The organism is Methylobacterium sp. yr668, assembly GCF_900116245.1.
In the GTDB taxonomy this organism is placed as follows: domain Bacteria; phylum Pseudomonadota; class Alphaproteobacteria; order Rhizobiales; family Beijerinckiaceae; genus Methylobacterium.
In genome coordinates this window covers 1-20,588 of the sequence record NZ_FOZY01000053.1, presented here as the reverse complement: position 1 = coordinate 20,588, position 20,588 = coordinate 1, and the positions used below count along the sequence as shown (strand labels likewise).

The window sequence follows — 20,588 nt, the reverse complement described above, 5'->3', positions numbered from 1 at the left end:
GATCACGGCGGTTGGATCGACGACCTCCTACATCGAGCCGGGCAGTCCGTGGGAGAACGGCTACTGCGAGAGCTTCAACGCAAAGCTGCGGGATGAACTCCTCAACGGCGAGGTGTTCTACACCCTCAAAGAAGCCAGCGTCGTCATCGAGCAGTGGCGGAAAGACTACAATACCATTCGACCCCACTCGTCGCTCGGCTACCAGCCACCTGCGCCGGAGGTCGTCATCTGGCCAACGGAACCGAGCACTTCAGCGCCGCTCGCTCGCCCAGCCATCGTCACGCGACCGACGATGCACTAACTTCGAACCTGGGCCACCGCATGGGGGCAGGCCATCTGGATATCCTCACATGCCTGCCGCATGTGCGACACGACCAGCGGACTTTCGACAAGTGTGTCGTTGGAGACGATATGGACCGGGCGCGTGCGCTTGCTGCGCGGCAGGGACATAAGGAACTCGAACACCAGATGTGTGACGAGGGTGCTGTCCTTCCCGCCCGAGAACCCGATGACCCACGGATGACTATGGGGCTGCGTGTACTCGTCGGCTATCTCTTTCCTGATCAGGTCAAAATCGACCATCGACACCTCACAATGGACCCAACACCCTAGTCGATGGACCTTCCCGCCATCCATACATCGCGGCGTCCATCCCGGCGACCCAGGTCCGGAACGTTTCAACCACGTTCCGAGCTTGACCGCCGGTTGTGGCAACGGAACCACTGCGCGAGGCGCATTCCGCTCGACCTTCGCGAACCGATAACCCGACCTGGGCATGGTGCGTCCCGGCAAGGAGGTGCCGATGGATCGCGAGGACATGCGCGTCGCTGCGCGGGTGCAGGAGACGCTTCGGATGTTGGAGGCGGAGCGGGGTAGCATCCTCCTGCTCCAGACGCAGATCAGGACGAAGCCGCCGGGGCGCCCCTGGCATCTGGATCGGTCCTTGAAGGAGGAGGCACGGCTGCAGGCGTTGTTGACACGCCAACTTAGGAAGGTCCGTGTCATGCCCGCCACGCCATACGAACTGGCCGTTCTCGCCGCCGGTGAGCGTATCGGGCGACTGGGCGTGCAGGCATGGTGCAACCGCGTTCGGAAAAGTGGCGGTCCACCCATCGCCGTCGCCACGGCTATCGATTTCGGCTTCGGCGTCTTCGACCCCGGCACCATCCAGGCCAAGAGGATGGTGCGGGCACTCATCGCCGAGGATGCGGAGCGTGGCCTGGAATCGGCTACTGGGGCGGTGGGAAGCTCCGAACCGTGACGCCTATCGGACCCAGCCGAGAGCCTGTTTCCTGCGTCACCGACCACCCCGCCGGAGGGCCTACGACCGGGGTCTAAACACGTTTGCGGTTCCGGTTTCGGTTCCGGCTGCCCTCGAACGACCTTCTACGCGGGTCGATTTTAGGGGGGCTACAGAGGTGAAATAGTGGTGGGCCCGGCAGGACTCGAACCTGCAACCAGACCGTTATGAGCGGCCGGCTCTAACCATTGAGCTACGGGCCCGGGAGGCGCCGACGGATAGCCGATCTCCGGCCGGCCGTCACCCGGATTTCGCCGTGCCGCGGGGGCGCCGGGCCCAGGGCGCCGGTTCCGTCCGGGTCGGCAGGTCCGCCGGTAGGTCCGCCGGTGCGGGCGCCGTGTCCTTGATCCGCCACAGGTAGCGGGCCAGGATCGAGCGGTACGGCGCGAAGGCGGCCGCCACCGCGACGGTGTCGGCCTGCCCGGTGAGGCGGCGCAGGCAGCCCACCGCCGCCACGTCGCCCGCGGGCCAGATGTCCGGGTCGTGGAAGTGGAAGATGCCGACCATGTCGGCCGTCCAGGGGCCGACGCCGCGGATGCCGCACAGGATCGCCGCCCGCTCGGGATGCGGCAGGGCGGCGAGGCCCGGCCCGAGGAGGCCGGCCGTCTCGGTCGCCACGATCGCCCCGAGCGCCCGCACCTTGTTGCCCGAGAGGCCGCAGGCCCGCAGCAGCGCCGCGTCCCCGGCCTCGAACAGGCCCCTCGGGCTCGCGCCCGCCGCCGCGGCCGCGGCCTCGATCCGGGCCCAGATCGCCGCCGCCGCCCGGACGGAGAGCTGCTGGTTGACCACCTCGACGAACAGGCGGTCGGCGACGCACGGATGCGCCGGCGGCTCGATCCGGATCGGACCGGCCCGCTCGAGGGCGGCCCGCAGCGGCGGATGGGCGCGCGCCGCGTCCAGGAGATGGGCGTAGATGGCGGGATCCAGCATCGCCGCAGCCTTACCGGCCCGTGGGGCTTCCCGGAAGCGGGCCCGAGTCGGGCTGGAAGCGGGCCCGAAGCGGCGGTGCGGCCGCGCGCCCCGCGCCGGCCGGCCTGGACGGGACGCGCCCGCGGCCCAGGTCTCGACACCATGGCGATCTTCTTCACCGCGGACACGCATTTCGGCGACCCGCACATCCTCCGCCACCGCGGTGCTCGGTTCGGCAGCGTCGAGGCCCACGACGAGGCCCTGGTCGCCGGCTGGAACGCCGTGGTCGGCCCGGAGGACGTCGTCTGGCACCTCGGGGACTTTGCCGCCCATGCCAGCCGAGCGCATTGCGCAGCGATCTTCGCGCGGCTGAACGGCGCCAAGCGCCTCGTCCGGGGCAACCACGATTCGAACCGTGTCCTGGACCTGCCCTGGGCCGAGCCGCCGGTGGAGAGCGCCCGCCTCTCCGTCGCGGACGCGCGCGGGCGGCCGCACCGCCTGTTCCTGTCGCACTACGCGCACCGGGCCTGGCCGGGCCTGTGGCGGGAGACGCGCCACCTCTACGGGCACAGCCACGGCTGGCTCGCCGACACCACGCGCTCCTGCGATGTCGGCGTGGATGCCTGGGACGACCGCCCGGTCACCCTCGAGGCGATCCTGGTGCGCCAGGACGCGGCCGCTTGCGTGCCGGAGGAACTCGCGGCCCACGGCCTGCGCTGATGGGCGGGGACCGGCGCGCTATATCGTGCGCCGGAGCATCGACAGCCCGGCAGGAGGCCGCATCGCCATGACCGACATCCCCGCCCCGCCGCCGGGCCCGGCCGACGCCGCGACCCGGGCCGCGACTCAGGCCGCCACCGAAGCCGCCACCGAACTCGGCCTCGGGACCGACTGGGCCGCCCTCGGCGCGCCGGACTGGGACCGGGTCTGCCGCCGGGCCGGCGCGATCCTCGTCGGGCAGGGCCAGGCGCCGGCGCCCGGCTGGGACGGGGCCCTGGCGCGGGCCCTCGGCCGCCCCGATCCCGCGGCCGCGCGGGACGAGCTGGCCCGCGACGCGGCCAACACCGTGCTGGCCGAGAAGGGCGAGGTCTTCGCCCCGGAGGACGATGCCTGAGGCGGACGACGAGACGCCGCCGGTCGTGCCGCCGGTCGTGCCATCGGGCGGACCGGTGGTTGCCGCGGCGGGGGTGCGGGCCGATGTAGGAGGCATGCCTTATCCCGAACACCGGCCTGAACCGCGGCCCGAGCACCGGCGTGCCGCCCCGAGACCGACCGAGCGCTACGCCCCCGGCGCGGCACCCGCCGCCCTGCGGGTGATCCCCATCGCGGGCGGCCCGACCCTCGACGCGCAGACGCGCGTGCGGCTCGGCCACCAGATGCGGGCGATGTATGATCCGGTGATCGACGAGGCGCTGGATCCCCGGCTGGCGGAGCTGCTGCAGCAGCTCGATGCGGATCGGGGCGGCTCGACCTGAGATCGGGGGCGGGGGTGTCCGGCCCGCACATCCGCTGCGGCTTCCGGTGAAGAGGCTCCCATCGGTGGATCGGGGGGGTGTCACACCGATGGGAGCCCGGCCGAGTCGACGGATCGACCCAACCCGCCCCATATCGCCCAGGCGGCGGCCCGGGCGCTTTCACCTAAGTCAATTTGCTTGCGAATACGGCCGTCGAAGTGTCGAATTGGCGTATTCGATCGTGAGAATCGTCGCGATCAGGCCGAGGTGCCGGTCACCGAGAGCATGACCCCGTCGCTGCCGATCTCGTCGCCGCCGTAGCCGAGCATGCGCGCGAGTTGCTCGCGGGCGCGCCAGACCCGGCTCTTCACGGTGCCGATCCGGCAGTTCATGACGACGGCGGCCTCCTCGTAGCTCAGGTTCTCGATCGCCACGAGGACCAGCGCCTCCCGCATCACCGGCGCGAGCCGATCCAGGGCCGCGCGCACGTCCTGCAGGTCGAGATGGCCCCCCTGCTCGGGGATGCTGGTCAGCCGGTCGGCGTAGCTGCCGTCGGTGTCGGCGACCTCGCGGCCCTGCTTGCGGTGCTGGCTGTAGAAGACGTTGCGGAGGATCGTGAACAGCCACGCTTCCAGGTTGGTCCCGGGGGTGAATCCGCCGCGGCCGCGCCAGCCGCGCAGCAGGGTGTCCTGCACGAGATCGTCCGCCGCGGCCGGGTCGCGCGTCAACGAGACCGCGAACCGGTGCAGCGCCGGCACCACCTGCAGCAGGCCCGCGCGGAACGTTCTGTCGCGCTCGCCCTCGGCCTGCGCGAGGGCGGTCTCCAGGCGCGCGAGCAGGTCGGCGAAGGGGTTCGCATCCCTGTCCGAGTCGAGGTCGATCCGGTCGTAGGCGCGACCGAGGAGCGTGCCGAGATGGGCGCGCACGGCCTCCGGCAGGCCGAAGCGGGTCTCGTCCCCGGCCTCCTCTGCGACATCCGCGATGGGATCGAGGAGCGATGGGCCTTCGGTGTCGGGCATTCGGTCCGGTCGTCGGCGGGCGGGCCGGTCAAGCCCAGAAGACCGGTTGTGGCGCGCCCCGGCCGCCCATGCCGCAACATGGGTTAACGCCTGTCCCGAACAGGGCTCAGCCGCGGGCGCCGAACCGCCGCGCCGCCGCGAGACCGGCGAGGACGGCCGCGCAGGCCCCTGCGGCGGCGAGCCCCGTGCCGAGGGCCGTACTCAGGGTTCCGGCATCGGGGACGCCCTTGCGGGCGCGCCAGCCGCCGTCGGCCCGCGTGCCCTCCGGCGTCGGCGCGCGCAGGGCCCCGTGCGTGCGCGGCCCGGGTTCGGCCCGGTCGAGGGCCCACCGGAACCCGGCACCCATCAGGTGCTCGGTCGGGTACGGAGCCAGCGCGTAGCCGACCTGCGCGAGGCGGGCCGGCCAGCCGACCGCGACCTCGTCGCGCGGGTGGCGCGTGAGGCGGAGATAGGTCTCCGCCACGGCCTCGGGCGCGTAGTACAGGTGCCCGGGATTGAGCCGCCGGCCGCTGACATTGGCGCCGTGCTCCAGGCCCGGCGTGTCGACGATGGCGGGAAATACGGCGCAGACGCGGATGTGGCGGTGCCGGGCGAGTTCCTGGCGCAGGCTCGCCGAGAAGCCGCGCAGGCCGAACTTGCTGGCCGTGTAGGCGGCGGCGAAGGGCGTCGGCGCCCAGCCGCCCATCGAGACCGTGTTGATCAGCGTCCCCCGGCCGCGGTCGAGGAAATGCGGCAGCACCGCGTAGGCCCCGTGCACGGCGCCCAGCAGGTTCACCGCGATCGTCTGCCGGTGCAGGTCCAGGGGAGCGTCCAGCAGGGGGCCGAACACCCCCACCCCGGCATTGTTGATCCAGACGTCGATGCCGCCGAAGGCCCGGAGTGCCGCCCGGGACAGGGCGTCCACCGCCTCGGGCTCTGTGACGTCGGTGGGGACCGCGACGGCCTCGGCGCCCGACGCGCGCAGGTCGCGGGCGATTCCGTCGAGCACGTCGGCCCGCCGCGCCGCCAGCACCACCCGGGCGCCCCGCGCCGCGAAGGCCTCGGCCGCCGCCCGGCCGATGCCGCTCGAGGCCCCGGTGATGACCACCGTCCCGCCGTCCAGGCGTGCCATGCCGGTTCTCCGCGTCGTGTGTCGTCGAGTTGCAACTGCACGGCGAACCCTTCCCCGCGCCGCGGCGTTCCCCCTCGCAGCTGCGGCCATTCGGACGCGCCGTCCCGGGCGCGCCGACCCGGACGCTGCGACGCGCGGCCCCGAAGGCCCGCCCCCGTCTGCCCGAACCCTGCCGAGGTCGCCGATGCCTGCCCCCGATCCAGCCCCCGCCAGGGCCGCCGCGCCCGAGGGAGGCGCCTCGACGGTCTGGACGCTCGCCCTCGCCACCGCGCTGATCGGCCTCGTCGCCCTCCCCCGCCGGTCGGCGCGCGGCGCGGTCGGTGCCTCGGTCGACCGTGCGCCCGGCCGGTCCGCCGACCGGGACGGGGCGCGCCGGACGTCGCCCGCGCATGCGGGACGGGAGGCCCACGCCGTGGCCCGGGCCGAGGCCGATCGCGGGCGGCAGGCCTCGACGCCGACCGAGATCCCCGCCAAGGGCTGGAAGGACATCGCGCTGCGCGCCTATCACGACATCGGCGAGAACCGCCTGTCGCTGATCGCGGCCGGCGTCACCTTCTTCACGCTCCTGGCGATCTTCCCGGCGGTGGCGGCCCTGGTCTCCTGCTACGGCCTCGTGGCCGACGCCTCGACCATCAACGACCAGCTCGCCAGCCTCCAGGGCATCCTGCCCCAGGGCGCCCTGGAGATCGTCGGCGACCAGGTGAAGCGGCTGAACGAGCAGGGCAACACCACCCTCGGGTTCAGCCTGCTCATCAGCATCGCCCTGTCCGTGTGGAGCGCCAATGGCGGCGTGAAGCACGTCTTCGACGCCCTCAACCTCGTCTACAACGAGCGCGAGAAGCGCAACTTCCTCGTCCTCAATCTCGTCTCCCTCGCCTTCACGGCGGGGGCGCTCCTGTTCCTCCTCCTGGCGCTGGCCGCGGTGGTGGTGGTGCCGGTGGTGCTGGAATTCGTCGGGCTCGGCGCGGACGCTTGGTGGCTGGCGCTGCTGCGGTGGCCGGTCCTGCTCCTGGCGGTGCTGCTCGGCCTCGCCCTGCTCTACCGCTACGGGCCGAGCCGGGACGCGCCGCGCTGGCGCTGGGTCACGCCCGGGGGCGCCCTCGCGGCCGTGTTGTGGATCGTCGCGTCGCTGCTGTTCTCCTGGTACGTCGGCCATTTCGGCAGCTACAACAAGACCTACGGCTCGCTCGGCGCGGCGATCGGCTTCATGACCTGGATCTGGCTCTCGACCATGATCGTGCTGGCCGGCGCCCAGGTGAACGCCGAGATGGAGCATCAGACCGCCGAGGACACGACCGTCGGCGAACCGCAGCCCCTGGGCACGCGCCGGGCGCGGATGGCCGATACGGTGGGCGCCGCCGCTGAGTAGCGCGGCGCCCGGACCTCACCCGGGGCACGGCCTCCTGAGCGAGGGGGGCTCGCGGAGCGCGTCGCCGGCGAGAACGCCGACTTAACACAGGTTGGCGCGCGTTTTTCTGCTGCAGGCACAAGCCGATCAAGAAGATCCGGACTTCGATGTTCGGGCGACGGTTTGGCCCCCTGCCGATAGAAATATCCGTGCCTCATTATTTGACCGATACCCATGGCGGCGCCGTCGTTCGGGACGCTTCGGATGGGCGCGACGTCGCCCGATCCCCCATGGCCCCCCGCTTCGGCGACCTCCCCGGCGCCTGTCCCGGCGACTGCCCGGCCGCCGGCACGCCGGCGCCCCGGTGATCTGACCGGAGGCGGACGTGGACAACCCGTTCGTACGGAAGATGGAGCGGCATGTCAGGCTCGCGCCCGAGGACCGCGCGATCCTCGACGGGTTGGGGCGCCTGCATGTCCGCCACGTCGCGGCCCGGCAGGATATCGAGGGGCAGCAGAGCGACCCGTACCACACGCACCTGATCCTCGACGGCTGGGCCTGCCGGTACAAGCAGTTCCCGGACGGGCGGCGGGCGATCGTCGCGCTGCTCCTGCCGGGCGACCTGTGCGACCCGTTCGTGTTCCGCCGGGCACGCATGGACCACGCCATCGGCGCGCTGACGCCCGTCACCGTCGCGCGGATCGCCCCGGAGCAGATCGGCGACGCGGTCCGCGGCCGGCCCGCCGTCGAGGAGTGTCTGTGGCGGGAGCTGCTCGCCGCCACGGCGATCCACCGCGAGTGGATCGCCAGCGTCGGCCGGCGCTCGGCGATCGAGCGGCTGGCGCACCTGTTCTGCGAGCTGCACCTGCGGTTGACGCGCGTCGGCCTCGCGGACGGGACGACGCTGCCGATGCCGGTGACCCAGCCCGACCTCGCCGACGCCCTCGGCCAGACGAGCGTGCACATCAACCGCACCCTGAAGGAGCTGCGCACCGGCGGCCTCGTCGCCCTGCGCAGCCGCCGCCTGACGATCCGCGACCTCGACGGACTGCGGGAGCGCGGGCTGTTCGATCCGGCCTACCTGCAGCTCTCCTGAGCGGCGCGGGCGATACGCCGCGGCATCGGAGGCCGCGTGCGCCTTGCCGCGGGGCGGCCGCGGCCGATCTGAGGCGGACCCGTCACCCGCCACCGGCGCCCGCGCGACACACGATGCACATCCACCTCGACGCGCTCGGCGGCGTCGCCGGCGACATGTTCGCCGCCGCCCTGCTGGACGCCTTCCCCGAGCATCGGGCCGGCGTGTACGCCAGCGTCCAGGCGGTCGACGCGCGCATCGCCTGCGCGGTCAGCGCGCACAACGATGGGATCCTCACTGGCGCGCGCTTCACCGTGTCGGCGCCCGTGTCGGAGCCCACGCCGCACCGGCACGCGCATACCGGGCACCACGACCATCCGCATGCTCACGATCACGGCCACGATCATGCCCACGATCATGCCCACGACCACGGCCACCGTCCCTGGTCGGAGATCCGCACCGCGCTGGAGGCGGCGGATCTCGCGCCTTCGGTGCGGGCGCACGCGCTCGGCATCTTCGGGCATCTGGCCGCGGCGGAAGCCCGCGTCCACGGCATCGCGGTCGACGCGGTGGCGTTCCACGAGGTCGGCGCCGCCGACTCGATCGCCGACATCGTCGCCGCCGCCCACCTGATCGCCGCCTTGGAGGCGCGCAGCTGGAGCGTCTCGGCCCTGCCACTGGGCTCCGGCCGGGTGCGGACCCAGCACGGTCCCCTCCCCGTCCCGGCCCCCGCCACGACGCTGCTGCTGGCGGGCTTCGCGACCCTCGACGACGGGATCCCCGGCGAGCGCGTCACCCCCACCGGCGCGGCGATCCTGCGCCACCTCTGCGGCGACGATCCCGGGCGGGGTCGCCCCCGGGGGATCCTCGGGCGCACCGGCATCGGCTTCGGCACGAAGGTCCTGCCGGGCCTGAGCAACTGCCTGCGCGCCCTCGTGCTTGAGGACGGCGCCGCGTCCCGCCCGGGCCAGCGGGATCTCGCGGTGATCGCCTTCGAGGTCGACGACCAGTCCGGCGAGGATCTCGCCACGGGCCTCGACCGGCTGCGCGCCGAGCCCGGCATCGTGGACGTCGTGCAGATGCCGGTCATCGGCAAGAAGGGCCGGATGATGGCCCGGATCCAGGTCCTGGTCCGTCCGGAGAGCCTGGAGGCGGCGGTCGCGGCCTGCTTCCGGGAGACCACGACCATCGGCCTGCGTTACCACCCCGTGGAGGGCGCGGTGCTCGCGCGCGCCGCCCGCACGGTCGAGCACGAGGGCCGGTCGATTCGCGTGAAGATCGTGGCGCGACCGGGCGGGCGCACCGCCAAGGCCGAGGCCGACGACGCCCGCGACCGTCCGGACCACGCGGCCCGGGCCGCCCTACGCCGCGAGGCCGAGCGCCTCGCCCTGGAACAGGAGCAGGAGGAGCGGTGACGCGCCAGCATCTGGAATCCGTCCTCGCCGGGCTCGGCCCTGTCGCGGTGGCGGTGAGCGGCGGGGTCGACAGCCTGACGCTCGCCACCCTCGCCCACCGGCTGGCGCCAAGCGCTACTCTGGTGGTCCACGCGGTCTCGCCGGCCGTGCCGGAGGAAGCGACCGCGCGCGTGCGCGCCGAGGGCGCCGGCGAGGGTTGGTCCTTACGGGTGATCGAGGCCGGCGAGTTCGCCGACCCGGCCTATCGGGCAAACCCAGTCAACCGCTGCTTCTTCTGCAAGACCAACCTCTACGGCGCGGTCCGGCGCGTCACCGACCGCCAGATCCTGTCGGGCGCGAACCGCGACGACCTCGGCGAGTACCGCCCCGGCCTCGACGCCGCCCGGGAGCACGGCGTGCGCCACCCTTACGTGGAGGCCGGGTTCGACAAGGCGTCGGTCCGGGCGCTCGCCCGCGACCTCGGCCTCGGGGCCGTGGCGGAATTGCCGGCCGCGCCCTGCCTGTCGAGCCGGGTCGAGACCGGCATCGCCATCGAGCCGGAGACCCTGACCTTCATTCACGCGGTCGAGCGGCTGGTCGGCGGAGCGCTTGCGACCGACGGCGCCGGACGGGCCGTCCGCTGTCGGGTCCGCGCCGAGGGCGTGGTGGTGGAACTCGATCCGGCGAGCCTCGCCGCCCTCGACGCCGAGGGTCGCGAGACGCTCGGGGCGGGCATCCGGGACATGGCGCCGGCCCGTCTCGCCGGCCCGGTCCGCTTCGCCCCCTACCGGGTCGGCAGCGCCTTCCTGGTCGAGCCGCGGGAGGCCCGGGCGTGAGCATCTCCGAAGAGTTCACCCTCGATTTCGCCCGGCCCGAGCGGATCGGGCTGGAGGAGGCGATCTTCTGCGCCGGCAAGAGCCCGGAGCAGATCGACGCGATCCTGGAGGCCGCCCGGGCGCGCGGCGCCTCGCTGCTCCTCACCCGCCTCGACCCGGAGAAGCGCGACCGGCTCCGGGACGCCGCGCGGCTCGATTACTGCCCGGTCTCGCGCACGGCGGTGTTCGGCGAGGCCCCCCGGATCACCGGCCCGGCCCGGGTCGCGGTGGTGGCGGCCGGCACTTCGGACGTACCCGTCGCCCGCGAGGCGCTGCGGGTGCTGGCCTATGCCGGACGGGCGGCCTCGCTCTTCGCCGATGTCGGCGTCGCCGGCCTGTGGCGGCTGACGTCGCGGATCGAGGAGATCCGGGCGCACCCGGTGGTGATCGTCGCCGCCGGCATGGACGCGGCTTTGCCCAGCGTCGTCGGCGGCCTCGTGGCGGGCGCGGTGATCGCGGTCCCGACCTCCGTGGGCTACGGTGTCGCCGCGGGCGGGCGCGCCGCCCTCGACGCCGTGCTGGCGAGCTGCGCGCCGGGCATCACGGTGGTCAACATCGACAACGGCTACGGCGCCGCCTGCGCCGCCCTGCGCCTGCTCCACGCGGCGGGACGCCTCGCCACGGGGACCGAACGATGACGCGGCCCGACGCATTACCTCCCCTCACCAGGACATCCTCGAACGGAGACAGCCGATGGAACGCCGCAGCTTCCTCCAGGGCGCCGTGCTCGGCGCGGGCCTCGCTGGCGCCGGCAGCGCGGGTGCGGCCGTGAACGCCCCCGTCCTCCCCGGCAACCGCCCGCAGGACCCCGCGGACCTGCCCTTCGTCACCGATCCCGGCGAGCGCCGGGGCGAGATGCTCTACCGGTCGTTCGGGACGAGCTCCGAAAAGATCTCGGCGATCGGCATGGGCGGGTTCCATCTCGGCAAGAGCGCCGTGACGGACGACGAGGCGACGCGGCTGATCCATGCCGGGATCGACCGCGGCATCACCTTCATGGACAATTGCTGGGACTACAACGAGGGGCGCTCCGAGCTGCGCATGGGCGCGGCCCTGGCCCAGGGCGGCTACCGCGACAAGGTCTTCCTGATGTCCAAGATGGACGGGCGGACCAAGGAGGAGGCGCTCAAGCAGATCGACCAGTCGCTCCTGCGCCTGCGCACGGACCGGATCGACCTCGTCCAGCACCACGAGATCCTGCGCTACGACGACCCGGACCGGGTCTTCGCCGAGGGCGGCGCCATGGAGGGCTTCCTGGAGGCGAAGAAGCAGGGCAAGCTGCGCTACATCGGCTTCACCGGCCACAAGGACCCGCGCATCCACCTGCAGATGCTGGAGGTCGCCGCCGAGCGCGGCTTCCACTTCGATGCCGTGCAGATGCCGGTCAACGTGATGGACGCGCATTTCCGCTCGTTCAGCCACCTCGTCCTGCCCTACCTCGTGCAGAACGGCATCGCGCCGCTCGCCATGAAGACCTTCGGCGACGGGGTGATCCTGAAGGCGGACGCGCCGATCAAGCCGCTCGAGTACCTGCACTTCTCGCTGAACCTGCCGGTCTCGGTGGTGATCACCGGCATCCAGAACCAGCGCGACCTCGACCAGGCCTTCGAGGCGGTGAAGACCTTCAAGCCGATGGACAAGGCCACGGTGGCCGAGCTGCTGTCGCGCTCGAAGCCCTACGCGCTGGAGGGCAAGTACGAGCTGTTCAAGACGAGCGCAACCTTCGACGGCACCGCCAAGAACGCGGCGTGGCTCGGCGAGGACGTGGCGAGCGTGAAGAAGCTCGCGCCAACGATGGAGTAGGCGGCGGGCAAGCGCGTCCGATATTCCCCTCCCCCTTGCGGGGAGGGGTTAGGGGTGGGGGTGGGTCAGAAGGAACCGCCGAGCCCTTTCCGACCCCACCCCCACGCGGGATCTGCGATCTCCAAACTCCTCCCCGCAAGGGGGAGGAGAGTCAGCCCCTCACGCCACGTCCTCCAGCCGGATCGGCAGGCTGCGCATCCGGCGGCCGGTGGCGTGGTGGATCGCGTTGGCGATGGCCGCGTTCACCCCGATGATCCCGAGCTCGCCCAGGCCCTTCAGGCCCAGCGCATCGACCTGCTCGTCGGGATCGGGCACCAGCAGCGCCTCCACCTCCGGCGCGTCGGCCGCCGTGGGGACGAGGTACTCGGCGAGATCCGGGTTGCGGTAGGCGGCGCCGTCCACCACCGTCTCTTCGAGCAGCGCCGAGCCGAGGCCCCAGATCATCCCGCCCGTCAGCTGGCTCCGCGCGGTCAGCGGGTTGAGGATGCGCCCCGCCGCGAAGGCGCCGGTGAGCCGGGCGACGCGGATCTCCCCGGTCTCGGCGTGGACGTGGACCTCGGCGAACTGCGCGCCGAAGCCCCAGGAGACGGCCTTCCCGCCCCCACCGAGGGCGAGCCCGATATGGCCCTGCCGCAGGCCCGCGAGCGTCTTCTCCCGGTCGCCGCCCTCGGGCACGAACTCCGCGACCGTCTCGACGCCTTCCGGGCCGACGACCTCGCCGAGCGCGATCCCGGCCTCGTCCGGCGCCGCGAGCCGGTCGCCCGCGAGGCGCAGGCTGCCCGGATCGCGGCCGGCGAGGCGCCCGCCCTGCCCGGTCGCGGCCTGCGCTAGGCTCTCGCGGATCTGGCGGCAGCCGAGCGCCAGGGCGCTCATCAGGCTGGTGGTCGTGCTCGACCCGCCCGAGATCCCCGCCGCCGGCAGGTCGGTGTCGCCGAGCCGGACGGTGACCCGCTCCACCGGCACGCCGAGACCGTCCGCCGCGCCCATCGCCAGCAGCGTGGTGATGCCGTTGCCGATCTCGTGGTGCGCGCAGGCGACCTCCGCGGCGCCGTCCGGGCCGAGCCGGACCCGCAGGGTCGCGGCCGCGATCTTGGTGGGCCGCACCGAAGTCGCGCAGCCGAGACCCACCCGCCAGGGCCCGTCGCGCATCGCGCCCGGGCGCGGCACCCGGCGCGACCAGCCGAAGGCCTTCGCGCCGGCGTCGAAGCAGGCCATCAGCGGCCGGGTCGAGAACGGTTTTCCGGAGACCGGATCGACCGCCGTGTCGTTGAGGCGGCGCAGCGCGATCGGGTCCATGCCGAGCGCGACCGCCATCTCGTCGACGGCGCTCTCCAGGGCGAACAGGAACGGCACCTCCGGGGGCGCCCGCATCGGCCCCGGCGTGTTGCGATCGACCCGCACGGCCCGCTCCTCGGTGCGGATGTTCGGGCAGGCGTAGAGGCTCGCCGTCACCTCCGCGCCCTCCATGACGAAGGGATCGAAGCGCGACGTCACGGTCTCGGCCTCGTGGACCAGGGCGGTGAACCGGCCCGTCCGGTCGGCGCCGAGTCGGATGCGGTGGCGCGATTCCGGCCGATAATTGGCGATGGTGAAGCACTGTCGCCGGCTGGGCACCAGCGAGACCGGCCGGCCGAGGCGCTTGGCCGCCAGGGCGACCAGGGCCGTGTGCTGCGACAGGGCGAATTTCGAGCCGAAATGGCCGCCGATCAGCCCCGCCACCACCCGCACCTGCGCGGGATCGAGCCCGAGCTGCGCCGCGAGCCCGTGCTGCACGGCGCCGACGTAGCGGGTCGGCTCGTGGACGGTGAGCCTTTCGCCGTCCCAGGCGGCCCGGGTGGTGAACAGCTCGATCGGGTTGTGGTGCTGGACCGGCGTCGCGTAGCGCGCCTCGACGCGGAGCGCAGCGTCCCTAAACCCCGCCTCGGCATCGCCCCGGGCGATGTCCGCGTGGTGGGGCTTCAGGTCGGCGAGGCGCACGGTCTCGGCCCCGGGGGCGTCGAAGCCGCCGGCGGCGGGCTCCTCCGCGTAGGCGACCTTCACCGCATGGGCCGCCGCCTCGGCGGCGCCCAGGGTCTCGGCGACCACGAGGGCCACGATCTGGCCGGCATAGGCGACGGTGTCGGAATCGAGCGGACGGTGCGAGCTGTTGGCGTACCCGCCGGCCATCAGGTGCTTCACCGGTCGGACCGCGCCCGCGAAGTCCCGGTGGGTGAAGATGCCGAGCATGCCCGGCACCCGCTCGGCGGCCTCAAGGTCGAACCCGGTGATCCGGCCCCGGGCGATGGTGCTGGTCACCAGGGCGGCGTGGGCCGTGCCCCGATCCGGGCCGGTGAGGTCGGAGCTGTAGAGGGCCCGGCCGGTGACCTTGTCGGGGCCCTCGACCCGGGGGTGGGAGCGGCCGAGATGGTCGTCGGTTTCCAGCGCGCCCGCGTCCATGCCGCCCTCCCCGTCATCGGCCCCTCGGGCCGCATCGCAAAGGAAAAGCGCCGTGGGGACTTTACGGCTCCCCGAACGGTGGAGCGACAGGATGCAGCAACCGAACGGACCCAGTCGTCATCGCGAGCGAAGCGAAGCGACCCAGGGCAGCGCGCCCTGGATAAGCGTGGCGCTGCCTGGATTGCTTCGCTCCGCTCGCAAGGACGGAGCGGGCTGCGGCAGCCTTCACCGCCGCAGCCCTAGATCTCAGTTCAGGACCTTGCCGTCCGGTCCGACCTTGACCTCCTGCTCCTTGTCGGCGCCGGCGACCTTGATCTCGTACTGGACCGAGGAGCCGTCCTTCTCGACCTCGGCCTCGTAGGCCTTGCCGCCGCCGGCCTTCTGCTCGGCGATGGCCAGCGCGTCCTTCAGCGAGGTCTTGGCGTTCTGGAAGTCGGAGGCCTTCAGCCGGGTGAAGTAGCGCTCGAACGGCTGGTTCTCGGTCTTGTAGAGGGCGCCCGTATCGGCGTTGATGCCGTACTCGACGAGCTTGCCGCTCGGGTAGACGACCTTGATCGCGTAGTGGGCCGGATCCTTGCTGCCGGCCTTCTCGAAGTCGGCGTCGATGGCGCGGCCGCCCTTCTCGTCGCCCTGCGACTCGGCGGTGGCCAGCGCCTGGGCGAGGCCGACCTTGGCGACCTTGGCGACCTGCCACTCCTTCATGTTGCTGTCGGCCTTCGTGGCGGGCTCGGCGGGCGTCGCGGTGGGCGTCTGGGCCAGGGCGAGGCCGGTGGAGAGGGCGAGGAGGCCGGCTGCGGCGGTGAGACGGGTGATCATGGCGGTGTTTCCCTTCGCGGGTTCGTTCACGGATGCGTGAAACGTCGGGTCCGGAAATCCGGTTGCCCGCGATCGGGAAAAAATTCGGGTCCCGTCGCCCGGGCGGAGCCGGGTCGGCGCCCGGGGCTGCGCGGGGTCGACGCCCGGCGAGACGGACGGCCGGCGCCCCTGTATGACACGCGGGCGATCCGGCGCGCCCCTCGGGGACGGCGGACGTCCCCCCGATGGAGCAGGCCATGACCGCGCACGAGCCCGAGCCGCTGGACGAGTTCACCCGCCTGCACGCCAAGCTGTCCGCCCTGGAGATCGTTCTCGGCGTCCTGATCGGGCGGCTCTCCGAGGAGAACCCGGAGATCCGCGAGGACGTGAAGCGCGACGTGGCGGCGATCCTGTCGGACCTGCCGATCGACGGCCCGAGCGAGGAGATGATCGCCGCCGAGGTCCGCCGCGCCGCCGAGGTGCTGACCAGCGTGTCGATCGGCTGAGCCGTCAGCGCGGCGGCATCCGCAGCGCCCCGTCGAGCCGGATGGTCTCGCCGTTCAGCATCGGGTTCTCGCAGATGTGCCGGACGAGGTCCGCGTATTCCGACGGGCGGCCGAGGCGCGGCGGGAACGGCACGCTCTGGCCGAGCGTGTCCTGCACGTCCTGGGGCAGGCCCGCCATCATCGGGGTCTCGAAGATGCCCGGCGCGATGGTGACCACCCGGATGCCGTGCCGGGCGAGCTCCCGGGCGATCGGCAGGGTCATGGATACCACCCCGCCCTTCGAGGCCGCGTAGGCGGCCTGCCCGATCTGGCCGTCGAAGGCCGCGATCGAGGCGGTGTTCACGATCACGCCCCGGGCGCCGGCCGCGTCCGGCGCCTCGCGGGCGATGGCGTCGGCGGCCAGCCGGATCATGTTGAACGTGCCCACGAGGTTGACCGAGACCGCCCGCGCGAAGGTCTCGAGCCGGTGCGGCCCGTCGCGGCCGACCACCTTCTCCCCCGGCGCGATGCCGGCGCAGTTCACCAGCCCGTGGAGGTGCCCGAACGCGTCGAGCGCCGTCCGGACCGCCGCCGCGCCGTCCGCCTCGCGGGTGACGTCCGTCTCGGCGAACCGGGCCTGCGCCCCGAGATCCGCCACCACCTGGGCGCCGGCCTCCCGGGCGATGTCGGCCACGACCACCCGCGCCCCCGCCGCCGCGAGGCCCCGCGCCGCCGCCTCCCCGAGGCCCGAGCCCGCGCCCGTGACGATGAAGACCCGGTCCCTGATCATCGCGCTCGCCATCCTGGCTCCCCGCCGCTCCCGGGCGGCCGACGGCGCCCCGCGAGTCCCGAGGTAGCGCGGCGCCGCGGCCGCCGGAAGGCGTCCGGCCCGGCACATGGGCCCGATCGCGTCCGCGCCGCGATTGACGTGTGATTTTTTCCCACATATACGAGGTGAAGATGATCCGCTGTACTGGATCATATTAACAAGTGTTTCTGCGAATTTTATCCGGTGATCCGTCGCGCGGCGGCAAGTCGTTCGGCCACGCGTGACCTGTCGTCCCCTGTATCCGGGCTGCGGACCGGCCCGCGCCCGTCATCCTCCGGTCCCGGCCGTCCGGGAGCGTCCGCTCCCTCACGCCTGATCAGGACAGCCATGGGCGCCCACTGGATCGAGAATGCGGCCCGGCACTGGCGGCACGGGCGGATCGTCGGGCACCGCTTCGCCGAGCGGCGTCCCGGCATCCGCGCGGCCCTCCGGGCGGCCGCGCCCGGCAGCGTGCTGCTCGCCGGCAATTCCCACGCGGAGCTCGTCGGCGCGCCGGATCTCGGCGGCCGGCCCTGCATCAACGTCGCGGTCGGCGGCAGCACCGCGGCCGATTGCGGCCGCCAGCTCGCGGCGCTGTGCGTCCCGGTCCGCTGCGCGGCCGCGGTGCTGATCATCGGCACCAACGACATCCAGCGCTGGCGCCATCCCGAGCGGGCCCGGGTGGTCGACCGGTTCGAGGCCGATGTCCGGGACATCCTGCGCCGCCTGGAGGCCTGGGCCGCGCAGGTCTTCGTCGCCGCGATACCGCCGATCGGTGCCGGGGCGACCGGGCGCGATCCCGCCGCCGTCGCGGTCTTCTCGGATCGCCTCGCGGCACTCTGCGCCGCGGGGGGCCGCACCTTCTTCGACCCGTTCGCGCCGTGGCGATCCGGTACCGGCGGCCTCGCCGGTCCGGGCCTCCACCGGGACGGCGTGCATCTGGCCGACTACGCGCCCCTGGCCGCGGCGCTCGCCAGCGCGGTGGTGCTCGATGCGCTCCCGCTCGCGCCCGTCCGGAGGCCCGTGCCGGCCGCGCCCCTGCGGATCCTGCGCGCCGCCTGGATCGGCCGGCCGTGAGGCTCCCCGCGCGCCTCGCCGCGGCCCTGCGGCCGCCCGCGCGCGCCGGCGTGCAGCACCTGCCCCGGCGGGTCTGGCCCGGCGAGGAGGCGGCTTGGCGCGACGAGAACGGCGTCCGCCACCCGCGGGCGGTGCGCCGTGCCCTCGCGGCGCTGGCCGCCCTCGAACCCCGCGGTCGCTACGGCGCCCGGATCGAGGGACGGGGCAAGGTCGTGACCGGCCCGGCCAGCGCGCTCGTCCTGCGCGACGCGGATGCGGAGATCGGGTTCGTCCTCGGCCTCACGCCCGACGGGTACGGCGCGGAGCCGTTCTGAGCGGGTCCGGATCAGGGCGGGGTCGTGCACAGCAGGGTCGGCGCGCAGGCCGTCCGGAAGCCTGCCCGCGCGTAGAGGGCCTCGGTCCTGCCGTCGGCCGGGCATTGCAGGAAGACCTGAACCACCCCCCGCGCCCGCGCCTCGCGCAGGGCCGCGACCGTCACGGCGGTGCCGAGGCCGCGGCGCTGCCGGTCGGCCCGCGTGCTGACATTGTACAGGCCCGCCGTCTCGCCGCGCAGGTAGAGGCTGGCGCACGCCGCCGGGCCGGCGGCGTCGCGCAGGACGAGGTGCAGGGTCACGAGGCCGTGCCGGCCCCGGGCCGCGCGCAGCGCCGGGATGTAGTAGCGGCGCAGATGCGTCCGCACGCCCGGCGCGTCGGACAGGTGGGCGAAGACCCTCTCGAAATCCGGCCCCGGCGCGGGCGTCGCCTGCACGGTGATGGCGCTGCCGGCCGGGGCCGGCGCCGGAAGCTCCCGCGCCACCATCCAGCGCGCCGGGTAGAGGATCGCGGGCTCGAACAGGGCGCGCAGCAGCGCGATCTCGCCGTCGTCCCGGGCCAGGAAGGCCGGCGCTCGGGCTCGCCCGAGGGCGGCCGCGCCCGCCCAGGCGAACTGGTCGGGACGGTGCACGCCGAAGGCGAAGTTCACGGTCGGGTCCGGGATGCTGCGCGACCAGACGTAGCCGGCGCCCCCGGGGCCGTGCTCGACGCCGTCGATCAGGGAGCCGGTGAGCGCGGCCACATGGGCGTCGCGCAGGGTCTCGAAGGTCGGTTCGGGCGCCTGCATGTCAGGTGGCCGTCCGAGCGGAGGCTCGCGCGGGGGACGGCGCCCGGGCCTCGGCAGTGTCCCTGGCTGCGTCCCCGGCCGTGTCCCCGGCCGTGCCCAGACCTGCCTCCGCAGCCGTGTCCGCGCCCGCCTCCTGGCCGTGCCTGTCCATCCGCTCGCTCCTGCGCCGCTCGGGCTTCGACGGAGTGACGGTTGAGGCGGGGCGCCGTTCATGCTGTCGCACCCGGTGCCGGCGGACGGCGCCCGCACGAAACCTCTGAACGCCGGACGGGCCCATCCGTCAGGGAGGTGCCGGCGACGCGGAGGGGCCGGCGACGCGCGGAGGACGGATGACGGACGCTTCGAGCCAGCGGATGCGCGACGCGGGGGCGCATCCACCGAGGACGTGCGATGACGGGGCGCGGGAAACCGCGCGGGACGCCGCGCCGGTGCCCCTCACCCTGGAGGGGACCCGCGAAGTGCCGGTGATCCGCCTCGCCGAGCCGGTCGCGCCGGCGGCGGCCGCGGACGCGATCCTGGCGCGCGCCGAGGCGCTGACCGCCCAGGACATGCAGGTCCTGCGCATCGTCGTCGCGGCCGATCCGGCGACGTCCGGACGGCTGCTCGACCTCGGCGCGGCCCGGGCCCTCGGTGACGGCGACGGGGTCGAGATCCTGCCGGGGCTCCTCTGGCAATGCGCCGCCCGCTGGCTCCCGCGGGCCCGGCCGCCCTTCCCCGAGCTGTTCACCGCCACGGCCGGCCGCCGCCACCCGCTGCGGCCCCGGACGCCCGCCGGCACGGTCTACGCGCGGGCGATCCCGTGGCTCGACCGGCGTCTGAGCTTCCGCACGATGACGGAGCCCGGCGACGTCGCCCTGTTCTCGACCTGGATGAACGACCCCCGCATCGCCGCGATCTGGCAGGAGACCGGTACCCTGGAGGCGCACGCCGCCTACATCGCCGGGCTCCAGGCCGACCCCGCGACCCTGCCGCTGTTCGGCTGCCTCGACGGCAGGCCGTTCGGCTATTTCGAGCTGTACTGGGCGCGGGAGAGCCGCCTCGGGCCGCTCTACGAGGCCGGCCCCTACGACCGCGGCTGGCACGTCGCGATCGGCGACGCGTCCGTGCGCGGGCGACCCGCGCTCTCGGCCTGGCTGCCGTCGCTGATGCACTACCTGTTCCTCGACGAGCCGCGCACGCAGCGCGTCGTCGGCGAGCCGCGGGCCGATCACGCCCAGCAGATCCGGAACCTCCACGGCTCCGGCTTCGCGACGATCGCGACCGTCGACTTCCCCCACAAGCGCGCGGCCCTGGTCGCGCTGTCGCGCGAGCACTTCGTGCGCGACCGGCTCTGGGTGCCGGGGGCGGCCGCCGCCGACGCCGCGCCGCGGCCTCCCGCGGTGCCCGCCTAGACCGCCTTCCGCGAACAGGGGGGCGCGTCCGGTGACGCCGCGCGCCGCCGCCCCCGCCTACGGGCCCGTCGCCGGCGGGCTGATGATCGCCTGCGCCGGGCCGCGGCCGAGGTCCTAGTGGTGCGAGTCTAACACTTGGTGCCCGCGCTTCGCGGCCTGGATGATGCGATCCGGGTCGGCGGTCCAGACGAAGGGCTTCGGGTCGCCGT

23 protein-coding genes and 1 tRNA gene are annotated in these 20,588 nt (G+C 73.5%); 15 read left to right on the top strand and 9 right to left on the bottom strand.

The genetic code is table 11. The features are described from left to right. The coding region (locus BM419_RS29920) for an integrase core domain-containing protein (RefSeq protein ID WP_139257165.1) at positions 1-301 on the top strand (301 nt) is incomplete at its 5' end. Here BM419_RS29920 and BM419_RS29915 read toward each other — a convergent pair. After that, positions 298-582 carry a hypothetical protein gene (locus BM419_RS29915; RefSeq protein WP_244540922.1) on the bottom strand — a complete coding sequence of 95 codons (285 nt, stop codon included), beginning with the start codon at positions 580-582 and terminating at the stop codon, positions 298-300. The genes BM419_RS29920 and BM419_RS29915 overlap by 4 nt on opposite strands. A 220-nt stretch (positions 583-802) precedes the next feature. Between BM419_RS29915 and BM419_RS29910 the strand changes: the two genes are divergently transcribed. Further along, positions 803-1,261 carry a hypothetical protein gene (locus tag BM419_RS29910; RefSeq protein WP_139257164.1) on the top strand — a complete coding sequence of 153 codons (459 nt, stop codon included), beginning with the start codon at positions 803-805 and terminating at the stop codon, positions 1,259-1,261. 166 nt (positions 1,262-1,427) lie between these two features. Here the strand turns inward: BM419_RS29910 and BM419_RS29905 are convergent. Continuing rightward, positions 1,428-1,503: transfer RNA gene (locus BM419_RS29905), tRNA-Ile, on the bottom strand. 37 nt (positions 1,504-1,540) lie between these two features. After that, on the bottom strand, positions 1,541-2,230 hold the full coding sequence (locus tag BM419_RS29900; RefSeq protein ID WP_056527170.1) for a DNA-3-methyladenine glycosylase family protein: 690 nt from the start codon (positions 2,228-2,230) through the stop codon (positions 1,541-1,543). 141 nt (positions 2,231-2,371) lie between these two features. On the opposite strand from BM419_RS29900, the gene BM419_RS29895 reads away from it, so the two are divergent. From BM419_RS29895 to BM419_RS29885, 3 genes are all read left to right on the top strand, one after another. Beyond that, positions 2,372-2,929 carry a metallophosphoesterase gene (locus BM419_RS29895; protein WP_020094808.1) on the top strand — a complete coding sequence of 186 codons (558 nt, stop codon included), beginning with the start codon at positions 2,372-2,374 and terminating at the stop codon, positions 2,927-2,929. Between the two features lie 67 nt (positions 2,930-2,996). After that, positions 2,997-3,323 (top strand): hypothetical protein, encoded by a 327-nt coding sequence (locus BM419_RS29890; protein WP_056527173.1) that lies wholly within the window; start codon positions 2,997-2,999, stop codon positions 3,321-3,323. A gap of 94 nt (positions 3,324-3,417) precedes the next feature. After that, entirely contained in the window at positions 3,418-3,684 is a 267-nt protein-coding gene (locus BM419_RS29885) for a hypothetical protein (RefSeq protein WP_020094806.1), read from the top strand. Positions 3,685-3,920: 236 nt separating this feature from the next. On the opposite strand, the gene BM419_RS29880 is transcribed toward BM419_RS29885, so the two are convergent. Then, complete coding sequence (locus BM419_RS29880; protein WP_020094805.1) at positions 3,921-4,682, bottom strand: sigma-70 family RNA polymerase sigma factor; 762 nt, start codon at positions 4,680-4,682, stop codon at positions 3,921-3,923. A gap of 106 nt (positions 4,683-4,788) precedes the next feature. Beyond that, positions 4,789-5,793: an SDR family oxidoreductase gene (locus tag BM419_RS29875; RefSeq protein ID WP_056527176.1), complete on the bottom strand. Its 1,005-nt coding sequence runs from the start codon at positions 5,791-5,793 to the stop codon at positions 4,789-4,791. Between the two features lie 184 nt (positions 5,794-5,977). On the opposite strand from BM419_RS29875, the gene BM419_RS29870 reads away from it, so the two are divergent. From BM419_RS29870 to BM419_RS29845, 6 genes are all read left to right on the top strand, one after another. Next, entirely contained in the window at positions 5,978-7,162 is a 1,185-nt protein-coding gene (locus BM419_RS29870; protein ID WP_056527178.1) for a YihY/virulence factor BrkB family protein, read from the top strand. A 364-nt stretch (positions 7,163-7,526) separates the two neighbouring features. Then, a complete protein-coding gene (locus BM419_RS29865; protein ID WP_042672072.1) occupies positions 7,527-8,237 on the top strand; it encodes a Crp/Fnr family transcriptional regulator in 711 nt (236 codons plus the stop codon). 113 nt (positions 8,238-8,350) lie between these two features. After that, entirely contained in the window at positions 8,351-9,631 is a 1,281-nt protein-coding gene (locus BM419_RS29860; protein ID WP_056527181.1) for a nickel pincer cofactor biosynthesis protein LarC, read from the top strand. Next, positions 9,628-10,446: an ATP-dependent sacrificial sulfur transferase LarE gene (locus tag BM419_RS29855; RefSeq protein ID WP_056527184.1), complete on the top strand. Its 819-nt coding sequence runs from the start codon at positions 9,628-9,630 to the stop codon at positions 10,444-10,446. The genes BM419_RS29860 and BM419_RS29855 overlap by 4 nt, the downstream gene beginning before the upstream one ends. Then, a complete protein-coding gene (gene larB / locus BM419_RS29850; protein ID WP_082557874.1) occupies positions 10,443-11,123 on the top strand; it encodes a nickel pincer cofactor biosynthesis protein LarB in 681 nt (226 codons plus the stop codon). The genes BM419_RS29855 and larB overlap by 4 nt, the downstream gene beginning before the upstream one ends. Positions 11,124-11,178: 55 nt before the next feature. Further along, positions 11,179-12,288: an aldo/keto reductase gene (locus BM419_RS29845; RefSeq protein WP_056527187.1), complete on the top strand. Its 1,110-nt coding sequence runs from the start codon at positions 11,179-11,181 to the stop codon at positions 12,286-12,288. Between the two features lie 159 nt (positions 12,289-12,447). On the opposite strand, the gene BM419_RS29840 is transcribed toward BM419_RS29845, so the two are convergent. Next, entirely contained in the window at positions 12,448-14,724 is a 2,277-nt protein-coding gene (locus tag BM419_RS29840) for a xanthine dehydrogenase family protein molybdopterin-binding subunit (protein WP_091928579.1), read from the bottom strand. Between the two features lie 246 nt (positions 14,725-14,970). After that, entirely contained in the window at positions 14,971-15,540 is a 570-nt protein-coding gene (locus BM419_RS29835) for a PepSY domain-containing protein (protein WP_020094795.1), read from the bottom strand. A 236-nt stretch (positions 15,541-15,776) separates the two neighbouring features. Here BM419_RS29835 and BM419_RS29830 point away from each other — a divergent pair, with 236 nt between their 5' ends. After that, a complete protein-coding gene (locus tag BM419_RS29830; RefSeq protein ID WP_026605197.1) occupies positions 15,777-16,025 on the top strand; it encodes a hypothetical protein in 249 nt (82 codons plus the stop codon). Positions 16,026-16,029: 4 nt separating this feature from the next. Here BM419_RS29830 and BM419_RS29825 read toward each other — a convergent pair whose 3' ends face one another. Further along, on the bottom strand, positions 16,030-16,806 hold the full coding sequence (locus tag BM419_RS29825; RefSeq protein ID WP_042672077.1) for a 3-hydroxyacyl-CoA dehydrogenase: 777 nt from the start codon (positions 16,804-16,806) through the stop codon (positions 16,030-16,032). Between the two features lie 354 nt (positions 16,807-17,160). On the opposite strand from BM419_RS29825, the gene BM419_RS29820 reads away from it, so the two are divergent. Continuing rightward, positions 17,161-17,889, top strand: a complete 729-nt coding sequence (locus BM419_RS29820; protein ID WP_091928578.1) for an SGNH/GDSL hydrolase family protein — start codon at positions 17,161-17,163, stop codon at positions 17,887-17,889. Further along, a complete protein-coding gene (locus BM419_RS29815; protein WP_091928577.1) occupies positions 17,886-18,203 on the top strand; it encodes a hypothetical protein in 318 nt (105 codons plus the stop codon). Before BM419_RS29820 ends, BM419_RS29815 begins: the two co-directional genes overlap by 4 nt. Before the next feature lie 11 nt (positions 18,204-18,214). Here the strand turns inward: BM419_RS29815 and BM419_RS29810 are convergent, their stop codons facing one another. Next, a complete protein-coding gene (locus BM419_RS29810) occupies positions 18,215-18,988 on the bottom strand; it encodes a GNAT family N-acetyltransferase (RefSeq protein WP_091928576.1) in 774 nt (257 codons plus the stop codon). A gap of 329 nt (positions 18,989-19,317) precedes the next feature. Between BM419_RS29810 and BM419_RS29805 the strand changes: the two genes are divergently transcribed. Further along, positions 19,318-20,379 carry a GNAT family N-acetyltransferase gene (locus tag BM419_RS29805; RefSeq protein WP_244540921.1) on the top strand — a complete coding sequence of 354 codons (1,062 nt, stop codon included), beginning with the start codon at positions 19,318-19,320 and terminating at the stop codon, positions 20,377-20,379. Positions 20,380-20,588 lie beyond the last annotated feature (209 nt).